The organism is Ruegeria sp. BA12 (assembly GCF_056539625.1).
In genome coordinates, this window is record NZ_JBQFVF010000003.1 from 12,196 (window position 1) to 27,157 (window position 14,962).

Annotated in this window: 13 protein-coding genes; 1 reads left to right on the forward strand and 12 read right to left on the reverse strand. The window is 53.3% G+C overall.

Annotated elements, in window-relative coordinates:
• Positions 1-13: 13 nt before the first annotated feature.
• The 8 genes from rfbA to ACR0B0_RS08095 all read right to left on the reverse strand — a co-directional run bounded on the left by rfbA (position 14) and on the right by ACR0B0_RS08095 (position 8,142).
• Complete coding sequence (gene rfbA, locus ACR0B0_RS08060) at positions 14-886, reverse strand: glucose-1-phosphate thymidylyltransferase RfbA (RefSeq protein ID WP_170349865.1); 873 nt, start codon at positions 884-886, stop codon at positions 14-16.
• Positions 883-1,734, reverse strand: a complete 852-nt coding sequence (rfbD, locus tag ACR0B0_RS08065) for a dTDP-4-dehydrorhamnose reductase (RefSeq protein WP_170349866.1) — start codon at positions 1,732-1,734, stop codon at positions 883-885. The genes rfbA and rfbD overlap by 4 nt, the downstream gene beginning before the upstream one ends.
• Entirely contained in the window at positions 1,731-2,771 is a 1,041-nt protein-coding gene (gene rfbB / locus ACR0B0_RS08070; RefSeq protein ID WP_170349867.1) for a dTDP-glucose 4,6-dehydratase, read from the reverse strand. Before rfbB ends, rfbD begins: the two co-directional genes overlap by 4 nt.
• Positions 2,768-3,328 carry a dTDP-4-dehydrorhamnose 3,5-epimerase gene (rfbC, locus tag ACR0B0_RS08075; protein WP_170349868.1) on the reverse strand — a complete coding sequence of 187 codons (561 nt, stop codon included), beginning with the start codon at positions 3,326-3,328 and terminating at the stop codon, positions 2,768-2,770. Before rfbC ends, rfbB begins: the two co-directional genes overlap by 4 nt.
• Before the next feature lie 201 nt (positions 3,329-3,529).
• Positions 3,530-3,778, reverse strand: coding sequence for an acyl carrier protein (locus tag ACR0B0_RS08080; protein ID WP_170349869.1), 249 nt, complete (start codon positions 3,776-3,778; stop codon positions 3,530-3,532).
• Positions 3,775-5,598: an HAD-IIIC family phosphatase gene (locus ACR0B0_RS08085; protein WP_170349870.1), complete on the reverse strand. Its 1,824-nt coding sequence runs from the start codon at positions 5,596-5,598 to the stop codon at positions 3,775-3,777. The genes ACR0B0_RS08080 and ACR0B0_RS08085 overlap by 4 nt, the downstream gene beginning before the upstream one ends.
• Before the next feature lie 132 nt (positions 5,599-5,730).
• Positions 5,731-6,579 (reverse strand): hypothetical protein, encoded by an 849-nt coding sequence (locus ACR0B0_RS08090; protein WP_480647227.1) that lies wholly within the window; start codon positions 6,577-6,579, stop codon positions 5,731-5,733.
• 360 nt (positions 6,580-6,939) lie between these two features.
• Positions 6,940-8,142 (reverse strand): MBOAT family O-acyltransferase, encoded by a 1,203-nt coding sequence (locus ACR0B0_RS08095; RefSeq protein ID WP_170349872.1) that lies wholly within the window; start codon positions 8,140-8,142, stop codon positions 6,940-6,942.
• 432 nt (positions 8,143-8,574) lie between these two features.
• On the opposite strand from ACR0B0_RS08095, the gene ACR0B0_RS08100 reads away from it, so the two are divergent.
• Positions 8,575-9,612, forward strand: a complete 1,038-nt coding sequence (locus ACR0B0_RS08100; protein ID WP_170349873.1) for an SGNH/GDSL hydrolase family protein — start codon at positions 8,575-8,577, stop codon at positions 9,610-9,612.
• A gap of 282 nt (positions 9,613-9,894) precedes the next feature.
• Here ACR0B0_RS08100 and ACR0B0_RS08105 read toward each other — a convergent pair whose 3' ends face one another.
• From ACR0B0_RS08105 to ACR0B0_RS08120, 4 genes are all read right to left on the reverse strand, one after another.
• On the reverse strand, positions 9,895-11,358 hold the full coding sequence (locus ACR0B0_RS08105; RefSeq protein ID WP_480567112.1) for an arylsulfotransferase family protein: 1,464 nt from the start codon (positions 11,356-11,358) through the stop codon (positions 9,895-9,897).
• 232 nt (positions 11,359-11,590) lie between these two features.
• The gene (locus ACR0B0_RS08110) at positions 11,591-13,084 is read right to left on the reverse strand and encodes a sulfotransferase (protein WP_480647229.1); all 1,494 of its coding nucleotides are present in this window, start codon (positions 13,082-13,084) and stop codon (positions 11,591-11,593) included.
• Positions 13,081-13,344 carry a hypothetical protein gene (locus tag ACR0B0_RS08115; protein WP_480647231.1) on the reverse strand — a complete coding sequence of 88 codons (264 nt, stop codon included), beginning with the start codon at positions 13,342-13,344 and terminating at the stop codon, positions 13,081-13,083. Before ACR0B0_RS08115 ends, ACR0B0_RS08110 begins: the two co-directional genes overlap by 4 nt.
• A complete protein-coding gene (locus ACR0B0_RS08120; protein ID WP_480647233.1) occupies positions 13,341-14,714 on the reverse strand; it encodes an arylsulfotransferase family protein in 1,374 nt (457 codons plus the stop codon). The genes ACR0B0_RS08115 and ACR0B0_RS08120 overlap by 4 nt, the downstream gene beginning before the upstream one ends.
• Positions 14,715-14,962: the final 248 nt, after the last annotated feature.

Genomic DNA, 14,962 nt, shown 5'->3' on the forward strand with positions numbered 1-14,962 from the left:
CTCAGCCGGTCTGTTATTCCAACAAACCGTCCAGATAAGTCCCATACTCATTCTTCGCGAACATCTCGGCCCGCTGACGTAACTGCGCGTCACTGATCCAACCCAGTTGCCAGGCTATCTCTTCGGGGCATCCCGTCTGTAACCCCTGACGTTCTTCAAGGGTGCGCACAAAATTGCCGGCATCCAACAGGCTGGCATGGGTGCCCGTATCCAGCCAGGCATAGCCCCGCCCCATGGTTTCGACCCTGAGATGACCTTTTTCCAGGTACATCTGCAGCAAGTCGGTGATCTCCAACTCGCCCCGCTGTGAAGGTTTGACCTGTCGGGCGCGCTGAGGTGCCGAACCATCCAGAAAGTAAAGGCCGGTAACGGCATAGTTCGAAGGAGGTACCGAAGGCTTCTCGATAATCTCGCGTGCTCGTCCATCCGAGTCAAAAGCAACCACGCCATAGCGCTGAGGGTCGGCCACGTGATAGCCGAACACAGTCCCACCCTCGGCATGCCCATCCGCGGCGGCCAGCAATTTGGGCAGGCCGTGGCCAAAAAAGATGTTGTCCCCCAGAACCAGCGCCGAAGGCGCGCCGGCAAGAAATTCTTCGGCCAGAATATATGCCTGCGCCAGACCGTCAGGGCTGGGCTGCACCACATAGGTCAGGCTAACCCCCCACTGGCTGCCATCCCCTAGCGTGCGCTTGAACTGGTCCTGATCCTGCGGGGTGGTGATCACACAAATGTCGCGAATACCGGCCAGCATCAGCACCGACAGCGGGTAATAGATCATCGGCTTGTCATAAAGCGGCAACAGCTGTTTCGAGACGGCCATCGTGATCGGATAGAGGCGTGTACCCGATCCCCCCGCAAGTATGATGCCTTTCCGTGTACTCATGACGCGTTTTCCAAATCTTGCAAAATATCCCTTAACCCCTGCCGCCAATCAGGACGTGTAATGCCAAAAGTTGTTTCCAGTGAGGAACAATCAAGGCGGGAATTCAATGGGCGTCTGGCGGGGGTGGGATATTCGCCGGACGGAATGTCCGTTACATCACAATCAATCTCTAATTCGGCAAAAATTGCCCGGGCAAACCCGGCCCAACTGGTGTCTGGTGCGCCCGCAAAGTGGTAGATACCCGTTTTGCCCGCATCCTTGATCAGTTGCTGCGCCATGAACAGACAAGCCGCCGCGATGTTCCGTGCGGGCGTCGGGCCGCCGATCTGGTCGGCCACAATCGACAACTGGCCTCGTTCGGCTCCAAGCCGCCGCATCGTCTTGACGAAGTTGTTGCCATGGGCCGACACCACCCACGAAGTACGCAGGATGCCGTAGGCCCCTCCGGCCTGCTTTATGCCTTGTTCTCCTGCAAATTTGGAACGCCCATACGCCCCCAACGGTCTGGTGGGATCTGCGGGTTTCCACGGGGCGTCCCCCGAGCCGTCAAACACGTAATCCGTCGAAATAGAGACGAAAGGGATGCCTAACGCCGCACATTCCCGCGCCATCACAGTGGGAGCCGCCGCGTTGATGACGGTTGCAAGCGCCTCTTCTTCTTCCGCCCGGTCAACGGCCGTATAGGCCGCCGCATTGATCACTGCCTGTGGAGCCGCCGCGCGGATTGCCGCTGCACAGGAGGCGGGCTGTTCCAGATCAACCTCAGAACGGTCGAGGCATGTCACACCCGCATACGCCGCCAGTTCCCGCGCCACCTGCCCGGTTCGGCCAAAGACAAGGATGGTCATGCTTTCATACCCAATCGCTTGCCAACGCCGTCGCGGTTCTGCAGCGCGCGCCACCAGCTTTCATTGTCCAGATACCACTGAACGGTCCGCTCCAAGCCTTCTTCAACACTGACAGAGGGTCGCCAGCCCAGTTCCTGTCGAATACGGGTCGGGTCGATAGCATAACGCGCATCATGACCCGGACGATCAGCGACAAAGGTGATCAGGTCGCCATAGGGCGTGGCCCTGGGGCGCAGACGATCCAGAATACCGCACAGCATCTGCACCAGTTGCAGGTTGGTGCACTCGTTTTCACCACCAATGTTATAGCTGCGCCCGATCTGACCTTTCTGGACCACCAAAAGCAGTGCTTCGGCGTGGTCTTCCACGTATAACCAGTCTCTAACATTGGACCCGTCGCCATAAATCGGCAATGGCTTACCCTCCAGAGCGTTCAGGATGGTGACCGGGATCAGCTTTTCAGGGAAATGATACGGTCCGTAATTGTTCGAACAATTCGTCAGCACCACCGGCAGGCCATATGTTGCGCACCAAGCGCGCACCAGATGGTCGCTAGCGGCCTTGCTGGCCGAATAGGGCGAGCGAGGATCATAAGGCGTCTCTTCGGTGAACTGACCGGTTGACCCCAGCGAGCCATAGACTTCATCGGTGGAGATATGGTGGAACCGGAAGTTGTCTGACCTCCCCTGCCCTTCCCAATATGCTCGGGCCGCTTCAAGTAGGGTATAGGTGCCGGTCACGTTGGTCTCGATAAAGGCACCGGGCCCGTCGATCGAGCGATCCACATGGCTTTCAGCCGCAAGGTGCATGATCACGTCCGGGGCATATTCCGCCAGCGCCCGGTTCAGGGCCGCGCGATCCCGAATATCAGCCTCTATGAAGGTGTAGTTAGGTTCATCCGCCACCTCGGCCACATTGTCGAGGCAGGCCGCATAGGTCAGCGCATCCAGATTGACCACCTGATGCCCATCCCGAACCGCCCGCCGCACGACGGCCGATCCGATAAAGCCCGCACCCCCTGTGACCAGCAGCTTCATGGCCTGCCCTCCCAGACAAATGGGCTGTCGAATTCGGCTAATATGGGGGCCACTGCGTCCTTGTCAGACAGCACCGGGTCGCCGGTCAGGCCCCAATCCACACCGCAACTGTCCCAGCGCACTGTTGCCTCGCACTCGGGTGCATAATAGTCGGTGCATTTATAGCAAATCTCAGTATTGGTTTTCCGCGTGACAAATCCGTGCAAGAACCCCTTGGGCACCAAAAGCTGTTTTCCGTTCTCTGCCGTCAGATCAATACCCAGCCACCGCCCGTATGTGGGTGAACCTTTGCGGATATCGATCACTACATCAAACAATGCCCCCTGCCCACAGCGCACAAGCTTATCCTGCGCATGGGGCGGCGACTGGAAATGAAACCCCCGCAGAGTCCCAACACCAGCAGAAACCGAATGATTATCCTGCACAAAGTCCAGGACGATCCCATGTGCGCCCAAGGTTTTTCGGTTCCAGGATTCAGAGAAAAAACCGCGCTCATCCCCGAACCGCTTAGGCGTCAGGATAAGGACGCCAGATAAGGCGGTTTCTTCAATCTGCATGCACTCAAAACCCGTGTTAACACAACATATTATTAGCAATTGAATACAGGGCTGTCATGAATGGGCGCGCGAATAGAGCAGATCATGTTGCACCCAAAGACCAGCCCACACTTTGATCAAACAGGTGGATCGATCACCGCGCATCGGCAACGTGCCGAGTAAATCCGTCACCAACTGCATCGAATCCTGTTCGTGGAGGCGTCAAGTTGCAACGCGCTTTATTATCGCCGACACCAGATCGCCCACATTTTGGAGGTTCGCAACCTCACCGGTGCTGAACTGAAGCCCTGGAAAAGCTTTCTCGATGGCGATCAGCAACTGGATGTTCGTCAGGGAATCCCAATCCTCAATCGCTTCGGCCGTGGTCTCAGGGCTCAAGGTGATCTCGTCATCCTCGAAGACGTCCTGAAAGACCGATGTTAAACGCTGCCATACCTCACTTTCGGTCACGCAAAATCCTCCACTATTTCAATGCTGACTGGAAACGGTTCGAACCCTGCAAGTGTTCGGCTCCAATTTGTACCACTTTGTTCCGCAGGACCGTCCTTTTCAAAGTTAAGGTCGGCATAGAGGTTTTCGACCAGGCCGTTCTTTGCCGTTGGCCGGTAGAGACCCCTTACATTTGCAATCCCTCGGCGCACGGCTTCCTGCAAAAGATAATTCGCCATAGCAAACTCGGCGCCTCTTTTGAAAACGCGGCAGCTCATCAGCCAAAGATCGAGTGTCAGCGTGTCACCCACAACAGATCCTGCAGCTACGCTGATGAGGCCATTGTCACCAAAGCTGTCCTTCAACCTCATATACGCCGTAAGCGTGCTGTCACTGGCTGCCAGTGCCTCTACCTCGGATTGCGTCATCCGTTGGGTAGTCAGGTTAAACTGATTGGTTTTATTGATAAGCTGCGTAATCCGGTCGAAATGCTCTGGCTCGAACGGGCGGATCACCGCTTTCTGATTCAACGAGCGCAGATAGCTGTCATAGTCTACTGCGCTTTCCGCAAGCTCGGTACGCGATCGATTGGCTGCGTATTGTTCGGATTTCTTGCGGTCCTCACTGGTAATCTCGATTGTCTCAAGCCAGCCGGACCTGCTTAGAAGATATGGGTATTCCGAAGGATCGTCGCCCACTTCCAGAACACGCACTTCCGGTAAGCTCTGCCGTACCAAAGCACGCTCCGCCGGGTTGTCATCGACAAATATGATCGCGTCGAGCCCGATGTTCAGTTCCTTTGCGATGGCTGCGATACTATCGGGCTTGGGTCCCCAGTTTGCCTTGAACGACACGAAATCGGCGAATTTCAACGCCATGTCATCCAGCGTATCGAATGGCGCGCGCGCGTTGGCGTCTTCGTTTTTTGAGGCCACGGCAAGAAGAATGCCACGCGCCTTCAACTCAAGCAGATAGTTTTGAAAGGCCAGGAAGGCCTCACCTTCAGCGCTGCCCTGGCCAATCTTGATGCCATTCACCCCATCGTCACCGACAATTCCGCCCCACAGGGTATTATCCAGATCCAGCACGATACATTTCGAAGTCTTGCCGTAGATGGCCGCGATAATCCCAGCCATGTCGCGCACAAGCGGGATCATGCAATCGAATGAGACAGGTTGTTTGGCATGGTACCAAAAGCGGGGGTCAAACCATTGTTGGACCCCGTATTGGGCCGAGAGAAGCTCCAGGTCCAGTGTATGGACATATTTTGGTGCCCGCTCCGTCAAAAGCTGATTGATCCGACGCACGAAATTGGTTCGGTCCCAAGGCAGGCGACGGCTAAGGTGACCGGTCGATGAAGTCGGTGGCAGATGCAGGTTGCCAAGGATGATTTCAGCCCCGGATTCCCGATTGAACGTTGCGCAAATGTTGTTCAGCCACAGGTCAACAAACCGGTCGGCCAGCTTTGCCACGCCCGCCTCAGTATCCCCCACGGCTGGCCATTCAGTGATATCTGATGCCCCAAGCAGAAGAACTGCAATCTGCGGAGAGAACTCGGCCGTAGCACTGGCAGAATCCATAAGCTCGGAGACATGAGTGTTGAAGTCCGGGCGGTGAATGCGGGCGCGAAGGCCAAAGCTGTCAAGCTCTGCACGAAGAGGAAGTTCAAGGAAGTCCGTTGTTGCGCCGCTCAGAAGCGCAACCCGCAATTCGGCGCGCCCGTCATCGCCGGCGGTCCGGTCGATCTTGCGCCATTTGCGACACAACGAGAGATAGTCCTGAATGGACTCAGTCGCTCGCAGAGAACCCAGAATCCGGGTCCGCGTTTGTTCGTCGGGCATAGCTGTGTCAGGGGAAAAACTCCCTGCCTTTACACCTGAAACCATTTAACCTCCCCCAAAATTCAGGGTAATTGCTTAACTAGTAACACTATAATCAATCACTTCGACAATAAATTCTCTTTCCCCCTCACATTAATTCAATAATGACTGAATCCAAGCTGTTACGTGGGCCGTCAAACGCTGTGACCCTTCTGGTATGGTGTGTTCAGCATCGAAAAATTCACTATCGTGCGCAAAAACACTCAGATCGAGAAACGGTGCTTGACCAATGCCGTCGTGGATCGCTCCGAGATAGTCGTCATACTCGAAAGTAAATCGTTCGCGGGAATATGACCGCTCGGGCATATTTACGACTGCGACGCCTATGCCATGCGCATCAAGGAACTCCATAAGCTGGCGCAGACGTTCAGCTGCAGCGCCGCTATTCTTGCGCGCATCCCAATCGAAAACGGACTCCCACCAGCCGCCTGACATAAAATTAGCAAGATCCGCTTCGCTCAGGCCAGCACTTCTGGCAAATTTGTAAGGTGATACAAGCCTTCCCTGCCTTTCGACCTGCGATTGCCACATATTCAGCAACCCGGTTTGGCGCAAGACAGACTCGCCAATGGGCCATTCTTCGAACTCGCGACCCCAATAGGCAGCCCAAGCACGCAGCGCAGACCTGAAACGCTCGGGCTGCTTTCCGACAAAGCGGATTTTGGCCCGCGCAGCGCCAAATAGCGATTTTTTGTGCAGCTCAACCCCGTTTGGACCAGTTGTCACGAACCAGGGGCTGTAGGTATCAACAATTGATTTAAAAGGCCGATCGGGCGGCAGGTTGGCAATGAAACGGGGCCCGAGGCCAAGGACGACATAATCCGGCAACGCGTCTTCACCGTATGCTGCCTCGATCAGTTTCAGCGAGATTGTCACGTCTTCAATCGTGCCCAGACTGATCCCCCCCTGATAGATGTGATAATCGGGAAACGCCTCCTGCACCTGCTCCCATCGCAGGTTCTCGCGTACTGTAGAGGGGCCAGCCAACATGATGACGGGTTTGTCCTGGACCACAAATTGCGACGGCAGCAGAAAGCGGTACCAGCTTTCCTGTTTATATGGGAACATGAAAAAGCTGCGCTCGGCGCTGATGGCCAGCCATGTCAGCGCCGAAAAGACCAACACAACGACGACCCCAATTGTCCCAAGGGCCGCGAGCGAAAGGCGCAGTTTCCTAGAAACCCGTGTAGACAAAGTCGACCTCCGTCGCGGAGAAAACAAAAAGAATACCAACAAGCCCGGCTGCGACGAGAATCTTCATGGTCATCCGAACAGACCGATTGGGGAAAAGGGCCGACCACATCACAAAAGACCTTTCAAAAACGCAATGACGCTTGGTGTGTCCAACTGGAAGAACAGGAACGCAAAGGCAGCCGCGTGCAAGGTAATCGCCATTCCGACTACCCGTCCGGGCCAGCTTGCCCTGATCTTTCGCAGCCGTTTTTTCCCAAGGCGCGCCACCAAAACGTGATCCCATATCCGATAAATCGCGAGCCACGTCCCATGCACGAGACCAAAGATCAAAAAACCGATTGTGGTGCCGTGCCAAAGGCCAGAAACAAGCATGGTCAGCATGGCCGCAATGATCCCGGCAGCCAGCGGCAAACTGGCGAATGAACTGGAACTGAGGGCCTTTTTATACACCGGGTTGAACACGTAGTCCGTTAACCACAACGTGAGAGTTCTGTGCTGGCGGAGCCAGAAATCAGCGATGTTCTGGGCAAAATACGGGTTGTTGAAATTCTCGGGTGGCCGAATGCCCATCAGACTGCCGATACCGATCACGACGTCGCAGTAGCCGGAAAAATTCATATAAAGAAAAAAGTAGAAGGCTACCAATTGAAGCCAGAATTCACCCAAACTCAACGCAAGGACATCGGTGTTGGGCTGTAGCGCAAAACGGAAGATGAATGTTCCGATGACGTATACTTTGACAAGCCCCCAGAGAATTCTCAGCCCGGCATCAAGATGAGCTTCATACGTCATCTCGATGGCTTGGGTACGATCTGCCCATTGGTCGCGAAAATCCTGATACCGTTGGATCGGACCCATCATGAACGTTGTAAACGCCAAGAGGTAGTTGGGATAAACAGCGGGATCAATGCGGTCGATGACACCCGACCGGGCATCAATCATGACATGCAAGATACGAAACAACAGAAAGCTCAAACCAACTGTTTGCAGGAATGACAGGCGTGCTGCTTCCGGCAGGAACAATCCCAGGAATTCATAGTCCAGCATGTAGATAAAAACGAGGACCAGCAGAGTTGCCGACAGAATTGCCGCCCATCTGGACGCCGTAAGATGCACCCGGGTCAGCCCCCACCCCAAACCTGAAAAGAACAAAGTTGAAGCCAAACCGATTGGACCGAGAAGCGCAAAAATGAAGGCGATATTGGCGCCAAGAAAGCCGACCGTCCGCACAGGCCCTGTCGAAGACGCAACCAAGATTATGGCAAACGCCGAAAACAGCAGGAATTCCCAAGATAGCAAATCTATGAACATTTCACTCTGAACTAATACTCAAAACCGAATACTTTTCACCCTTTCCCGCGTGCCGACCCCTGAAAACATCAGATACTGAAACCAAATAGTTTCAGCACAGATCGGGCCGTGTACAGGTACACCATTTGTCAGTTTCATAGCATTTTTGAGCAAGTCAATGGAATCCTGACGTTGTTTCCAATCAAGCATCATTGTCTCATTCTCAGGCGAAGAGATGAAAGGCATGAGGAACGAGGCCAAAAGGACAAAAAAGGCCACAGACCAACGCGGCTGGCATTCTGAGTGGCAGACAACATCGTTCCCTTGACGCGGCATTTTGTGCTATGAGCGGAATGTTACTTTGTTAAAGGGTTTGTCGTGTTGCGGATTAAAGGTCAGGACCAGTCGAAGGCAATAGGCAACAAAATAAGCTGTGGGTTGGACTGAAACCGGATGTGGCGCGTCGTTGCTATAAATGCCTTGATCCTTGCGGTTCTTCTGATTGGTCTGGAAGCCACGCTTGCCTGGCTTGTCACGCGGGAGTCTCCGACGGGCATCCGCGCAGTGGACCGGCTTGCGCAAAAGATTTACTGGGCGAATGTCTCGTATGTTCAATACCTTCCGGAATGCGCACGCTACGATTCTGAGCTGGGCTATACGTTGCAGCCCGGCAATTGCACCTTCGAAAACACTGGCTTTTCAACCGAGCTTGTAGTGAATTCAGCAGGATACCGCGATGATGAGGCGTCTCTTGATGCGCCCGAAATCGTGGTTCTTGGCGATAGCCAGGCAATGGGTTGGGGTGTCGGGCAAGGAATGACCTTTGCCGACGTTATCGAGGCCGAAACCGGGCGCAAAACGCTGAACACCGGCGTGTCGTCCTATGGCACAGTCCGAGAGCTTATGACGCTGGACCGACTTGACCGCAGCAACCTGAAGACAGTGATTGTCCAATACAGCGACAATGACGGCTACGAAAACCGACGCTATCTTCACGACGGCACGCTGTCTGCTATGTCGCAAGAAACCTATGCCAAACTCGTCGCCGAAAACGAAGGGACAGGCGGAGGGTTTGGGCATTACTTGCCCGCCTTCCTTAATGAGCTTCGCTGGCGTTTCATTGGCGGCGAGGATGGCGAGGATGAGCAGTACGATCTGCAAATGGCAGACCTGAGTGGCCCCGATGTGTTGATCGAGGTTTTGGCCAATTGGGATTGGGGCCCCACCCCACCGCACCTGATTGTATTCGACGTGAACACAGGCGGTCGGGGGGGGCGTTTCACCGAAGTCCTCTCGACCTCGCCAGACCTCGACCTTTTGCGCGCAAAGGTATCTGACTTAACGATCCTTCATACGCCGGACATACTGGAGCCCGAGGACTATCTTTTCCCGGACGGGCATTTGTCGGAAACGGGTCATCAAAAGCTTGCCCGTGCGATAGTTGAGAACCAAATTTTTGGTCAAGCAGACTTAAAGTTTGGCTCAAATTGATTTCCATCAATCTGTTTAATCTGCGCCCAGGGATCGAAAGGTGATCTTTTTTGACTGAGCGAGGCGCAAATAGCCCATCGAGAACCTGAGCCCCCTTAATTGAACCGATCTACTTCGGCGATCAGAAAATGGACAACAACCGACAAAAGCCAATGGAAATTTACAGAATCTACGACGGGTTGATGGCCTTGCCGGAGAAGCGACGAAACTAACGGACGCGACGCGCAATGACCGCCAAACCAAGGTCTTCCCACCCACCATCGTGTTCGATGCAACCGTCAATTATTGGTTATGATTCCTATCGCTAGCTCTTGGCTGAACTGCTCCAATTGGCACTGTTCCACCCAACACCGTTTCCACAAAATCCCGGGACACATAGTCTGCGCCTAGAGTTTCCATTAAAGCGTAATTGACATCTGTGACTTGGCCAATGCGACGTTGGAACGCTGAGAGACTAGTTTGATTAAGGTATTCCCAAATTGGTCTGCCTTCCAATAAGTCAACTTCTAAAACCTGGCCAGTTTCGGAAACCGATACGAGCGCCCGTTCGTTGTTCTCGCTTAATCTTACTAAGCCCTGCTCTTTTGAGAACAGATAGTGTTCTGTATCACCAGCCAATGGGAAAAGGGATGTGCCCAAACCAGATACAGGGTCTATTTCGAGTATACGAGATCCACCTTGCGACGCGAGACCACCAAGATTGTCGAACAGTACGAAAGTGCCGCGCTCTGTGACGACTGGCGAATGCTGAGCAACCATTGGCCCCATTATGACACGATGAATAGTATCATCGTGCCGATCGACAACAATTAGTGAGCTCGAGGATCGTAGTGACATAGCAATATCGCCCGCCTCTGCCCCCTCAATCTTAGCAGCGGTTGCTTCATTTATCTCCACAACCCCATTGATGTGATAAGGGTCACACCCTTCGCGCACTGAGTACGCTAGCCCCATCAGCCCATTTTGTACAAAAAGATCTTCAAACCGTACCGCACGTATTCTCTCCCCAGCCCGATCGAAGATTTGGAAACCCTCCTCGTAAACCGCTCCAAGTATTGAACAATTGGTTTCGATCCGAGTGGGTCCAACATACTGTTCCGGAGGCTGCTCAAGTTGAGCCCAAGGTAAAAGGGCCTCGCCGTTGTCCGCAACATAAGGCCAGTGATGTGCGTGATTAATAAAAGACCAGAGAATTTTGCTGTTCCGATCAATTCGCATCGAACCAATATGGTAAGGGAACATGTTTTTGGCCTGAAACGTAACAACCAGATCACCGTTGTCGTCTAGGTCAACTCCCAACACATTCACATTGTCTCTTCCGGGTTGTCCGCTGAAGCCTTCAAATTCTTGCCCATCAAAAAGGTCTGCTCTCGACACGCTCCAAGTGTGGTATACGTTCCCCTGGCGATCCATTATCCAGGCGATGCAACCGACCTCCGGACAGAGTTCGGGCTGTTCCTCGAACCCACCTGTAATCAGCAACAGATCGTCGTAGTCCCTAGGTTCAACAAGCCAGGTTGTCAGATCTTCCTTTGGGACTGCTACATATTCCACCTTTCCAAAAATTTCTTCTTTGGCTTCAAGTTTTCGCCAAGCGTCGTATCCTGCTTTGGCTTTTTGCAGAATTGGAACAGGAAACCATTCATATTTGTAGCTGACTGCTCCGTAGATATACGCTCCGCTCAAAATCGAAAGCCCAAACAACACCGCGGAGAAATGTTTCTCCAAAAATCGTACTAACTTCATTTGCATTACCAATCCCGAACTTAACGAAGCAATTAAAGGCCATTTTGCTTGAACTCACGTACAACGCGATGTTCATTGCCAGTTCATATTGAGGGCAAATAATGTGAAGGTTAGCGCGACACACGCTGCCTGGAACAAAAATGCTCTCGGCGATTGAATGTATGACATATTCCGCTTGAAGCAGGTCAGCAGGAACTTGTTCTCAAAACTTGTAGTTCTATTCGTACCAGTCTCAAATCACGTTTCGCAGCAGGTTCCGATGGGCGCATTCTTCCAATGCCTCATATACATCTTGCGCGGCCTTCAGGCAGATGGGGTCGAAATGTTCTGCGGCAGCCACGTCAGGCTTCGAATGAAAATACTGTTCGAAACTCTGGCCATCAGACGAAAGCTCAAGGGTGTCATACAACCCCTCCATCGTCGCCTGAGGCGATGCGCGCAAATCGTCCTGCAGAAGAAAGATACACCTATCCTTGTACTCAAGCAGTTCCCGAAAGGCGCAAGTCCAGTATTGCAGCCAGTAATCAGGTGTGTGGGTGTCCTTTTGCGTCGGTTCCATTCCGGAAAACAAAAAGGGCTTATGCAGATTGCCGAACTCGAAATGACCAATATCGGCCATGTAGCGGGTCACAAAATTGTCCTGGGTTTGCAGCTTGCTAAAGTTATTGTGTTGCCGCAGTAGGGACTCAGCATGGCTTTCAGGACGTCTTACGGGAACCACGATCCTGCAATCAGGAAAGGATTTCAGCAGATAGGGAATCCGGGCAATGTTGGCATTGTTCTTTGAACAATAGCGTGTCTTCTCAACGCTCTGCGGCCCGGCCTGAAGATTGCGCGCCCGGATAATGCTGCTCATGTGGTTTTGTAGAAACCGGTCGGCCTGTTCATTTGTATCCCCGGCCTGCCACAGCGGGATTGAGGCTTCCTTGTACCTCTCTGGCCAGAACATTCTCCAGATCACTTCCTCAAACGCTTCTGCGCTTTCAAGGTCGATCTCCATTCCGTCGCCGTGGGCACGCTGCCGTCTGCGCACCCCGCGTCTCTTGCCGCCGGCCAGCTTGTTCCACAGCACAGGTGCCGTAACAAAAGGCATATCCCGATACGTGTGAGTCGCCACTTCGGGTGCATCATGAAGGGCGTTGAGAACCGCTGTGGTGCCACCACGCGCCAGGGACGTCACAAAAATGGGTTGCGAAACGTCAGGCATCGGAGGGCGCGGTATCAGGCGCGCCTCGGCCCGTGCGGCCATTTTCTGAACCCCGGGGCCGGAAAAGGCTAAGTTGTGAACGAACTGATCCACAGGCGAATATTGGGGGCCGCTATTCTCTGCCGCTGCATCGGTACGACGCAGACGGTTGACGATCTTCACCGTTGCAAAGGCCAGGATGGAAACGATGACGATGTAATCCAACCGCAGCATGACATCCAGAACCGCGCTGCCGGGCACCAGGCCCACAAAATCCGCCAGCAAGATGGGAAGGCCCGCCGCAGCCAACGCCACAACAATGCGCCCTGCCAGGTTTAATCCCCCTAAAATTAACTGACCCCCTGCCCGCCGCGCTGCAACTTCTTTGGCATCGTCAGACAACTGGTTGTCAAACAGGGCGGCCACACCCGCCATGCTTGCACCAACAATCCCGCGGGCAATATCCGCGATATTCGTCCACCACAAAGCAAGAATGAACCCCGCCACCGCCAAAAGCGAAACGGCAACAGCCTGTATCATTGCGCCGCGTCGGTCTCTTTACCTGCTTCAGCCGCGACTTTCTTGCCGCGGAGCAATCTCTTCAACGGAAACCAGACGAGCCCGACAATAAGAAAGAGGCCGCCCAGCACCACAGCAATCGTGACCGCGACCGCGCCTAACCCGGCACCGGGCCCGATATAGGCGTGAGCCGGGCTTGCCTGAATCAGAAAAGACAGCGCTCCGGTAAGACAAAGCGGGATCAGACGTTCTCCTAGCCAGATTCTCCTGAACCATTTCATTGCATGCATTCCTTCCAATCAGTTTCAAAATAACTCAATGGGTAGAGTTTTGCATTGGTGATCTCACCCACAAATTCAGCATCGTATTTATTAATATATTCCCAGGTCACGTTTCCGGCGCCGTCCACTTCTAGCACTCGGCCCGCGTCGAACTCCGTGATCAGAAGCCCGCCGTCCTCCAAAACTTCATGTTGTCCCCGAATGACCGATAACATTTCCTGACCGGGCTTGTTGCCGAAGACAACTTCGGTCTCTCGTGTGACCGGGTCAATAATCACAATGTTCGTATCTCGAGGCGCAGCCAACCTTGTCTTCTTGTGCTTGTCGTATGAGGTCAGATAAGCATTATTGTTGAATATCGAAATTTTACCGTCAGGGCGAAACTCTGGGTCGTGCTGACGAATCCATGGACCGGTCTGGTGCCATTTCACCACCCGTGAGGCAGGGTCAACTACGATGACAAGGTTCAGCCCTCGCATCGAAATAACCCAGTCACCGGCATTGAAAATTGGAAACTGTTCCGCCAGTTCAGAGGGGAGTTCATCAATCTTGTTTGAATGAAGCAGCTCGTTCCGAACCACTTTTGCGGATGTGATCTCTTCATTGTTTGCTGTCAGCAACGCTGTCAGACCGCTGTCCATGATCATGCCTGGGATCGATACCCTTTCTAGTACCTGGCCATTGTCATCAAGCCTCAAGACCACGTCTTCCCATATCAAATCGTTTGTCGCCGGTGTCGAAAACGGCGGAAAACGGTCAACAACCTCGGCCGCATTCCAAACATTGCGGCCAAGCGTCAGGTACCCGCCTGTTTCCGATGCAACCATCGAATGATGAGTTTTTTCATCCAACCGCCAGAGTAGATTGGAACACTGATCCAACTTGACCGTTCCGCAATACTCGTAGTTGAACACAAGCTCACCCTTTGGCGTTAGCAACGCGCCGTGCACATCTGTCAACAAAGGGGCTGTAAGGTGGGCACAGGGACGATCTTGAACATCGGGGTAATGTTGAAAGTAGTCTAGTGTCCACTTTCGGATCACACTGCCGTCTCGCTTCACAAGCCTCGCCTGGTTCTCTCCTTCGAAATATCCCATCAGCAGGATCGTATCCTGGCGGTCAGGGTGTTCGTTTACCATGACGCCGTCGCCTTGACCGCGTGACGGTTGAAGATGCTGACGGTATGCTCTGGCTTTGCGTGACAAAGCTTCATAGACGAACAGGACATTATATGCCGTCCGAAATTGCGGGGCCGGAGGCCAATTTTTCTTTTGCGCAAACATCCCATAGAGAACAGACACACAGATAACCGAAAAGACCAGGCAAACCCGGAACAGCCGTTCTGGCAATTTTTCAAAGGCAGGCTTCATTGTCTGTTCTTCAAACTCTGTAACACGACACTCAACACCAAGCAAAAATTACACCCTGTCATCGAAACTAAACCAGCTTGCAAAAATTACGAATAACAGACGCTCATATTGCAGCGATTTGGCAACAACTTTGCGAGATCAGTTGTATTATTGCCAATTCAGATGCCTATGTAGGCGCAAGTTAAAAGGTGACCCAAACCCTTCAATTGCCTGAAAAAGCGCACGAAGCTGAATGGATATGCCGCAAA

Coding starts and splice junctions, on each gene's coding strand:
- ACR0B0_RS08105 (WP_480567112.1), bottom strand. CDS start 11,358: ATGAAGTTAGTACGATTTTTGGAGAAACATTTCTCCGCGGTGTTGTTT.
- ACR0B0_RS08120 (WP_480647233.1), bottom strand. CDS start 14,714: ATGAAGCCTGCCTTTGAAAAATTGCCAGAACGGCTGTTCCGGGTTTGC.
- rfbA (WP_170349865.1), bottom strand. CDS start 886: ATGAGTACACGGAAAGGCATCATACTTGCGGGGGGATCGGGTACACGC.
- ACR0B0_RS08115 (WP_480647231.1), bottom strand. CDS start 13,344: ATGAAATGGTTCAGGAGAATCTGGCTAGGAGAACGTCTGATCCCGCTT.
- ACR0B0_RS08085 (WP_170349870.1), bottom strand. CDS start 5,598: ATGCCCGACGAACAAACGCGGACCCGGATTCTGGGTTCTCTGCGAGCG.
- rfbD (WP_170349866.1), bottom strand. CDS start 1,734: ATGACCATCCTTGTCTTTGGCCGAACCGGGCAGGTGGCGCGGGAACTG.
- ACR0B0_RS08110 (WP_480647229.1), bottom strand. CDS start 13,084: ATGATACAGGCTGTTGCCGTTTCGCTTTTGGCGGTGGCGGGGTTCATT.
- ACR0B0_RS08100 (WP_170349873.1), top strand. CDS start 8,575: ATGTGGCGCGTCGTTGCTATAAATGCCTTGATCCTTGCGGTTCTTCTG.
- rfbB (WP_170349867.1), bottom strand. CDS start 2,771: ATGAAGCTGCTGGTCACAGGGGGTGCGGGCTTTATCGGATCGGCCGTC.
- ACR0B0_RS08095 (WP_170349872.1), bottom strand. CDS start 8,142: ATGTTCATAGATTTGCTATCTTGGGAATTCCTGCTGTTTTCGGCGTTT.
- rfbC (WP_170349868.1), bottom strand. CDS start 3,328: ATGCAGATTGAAGAAACCGCCTTATCTGGCGTCCTTATCCTGACGCCT.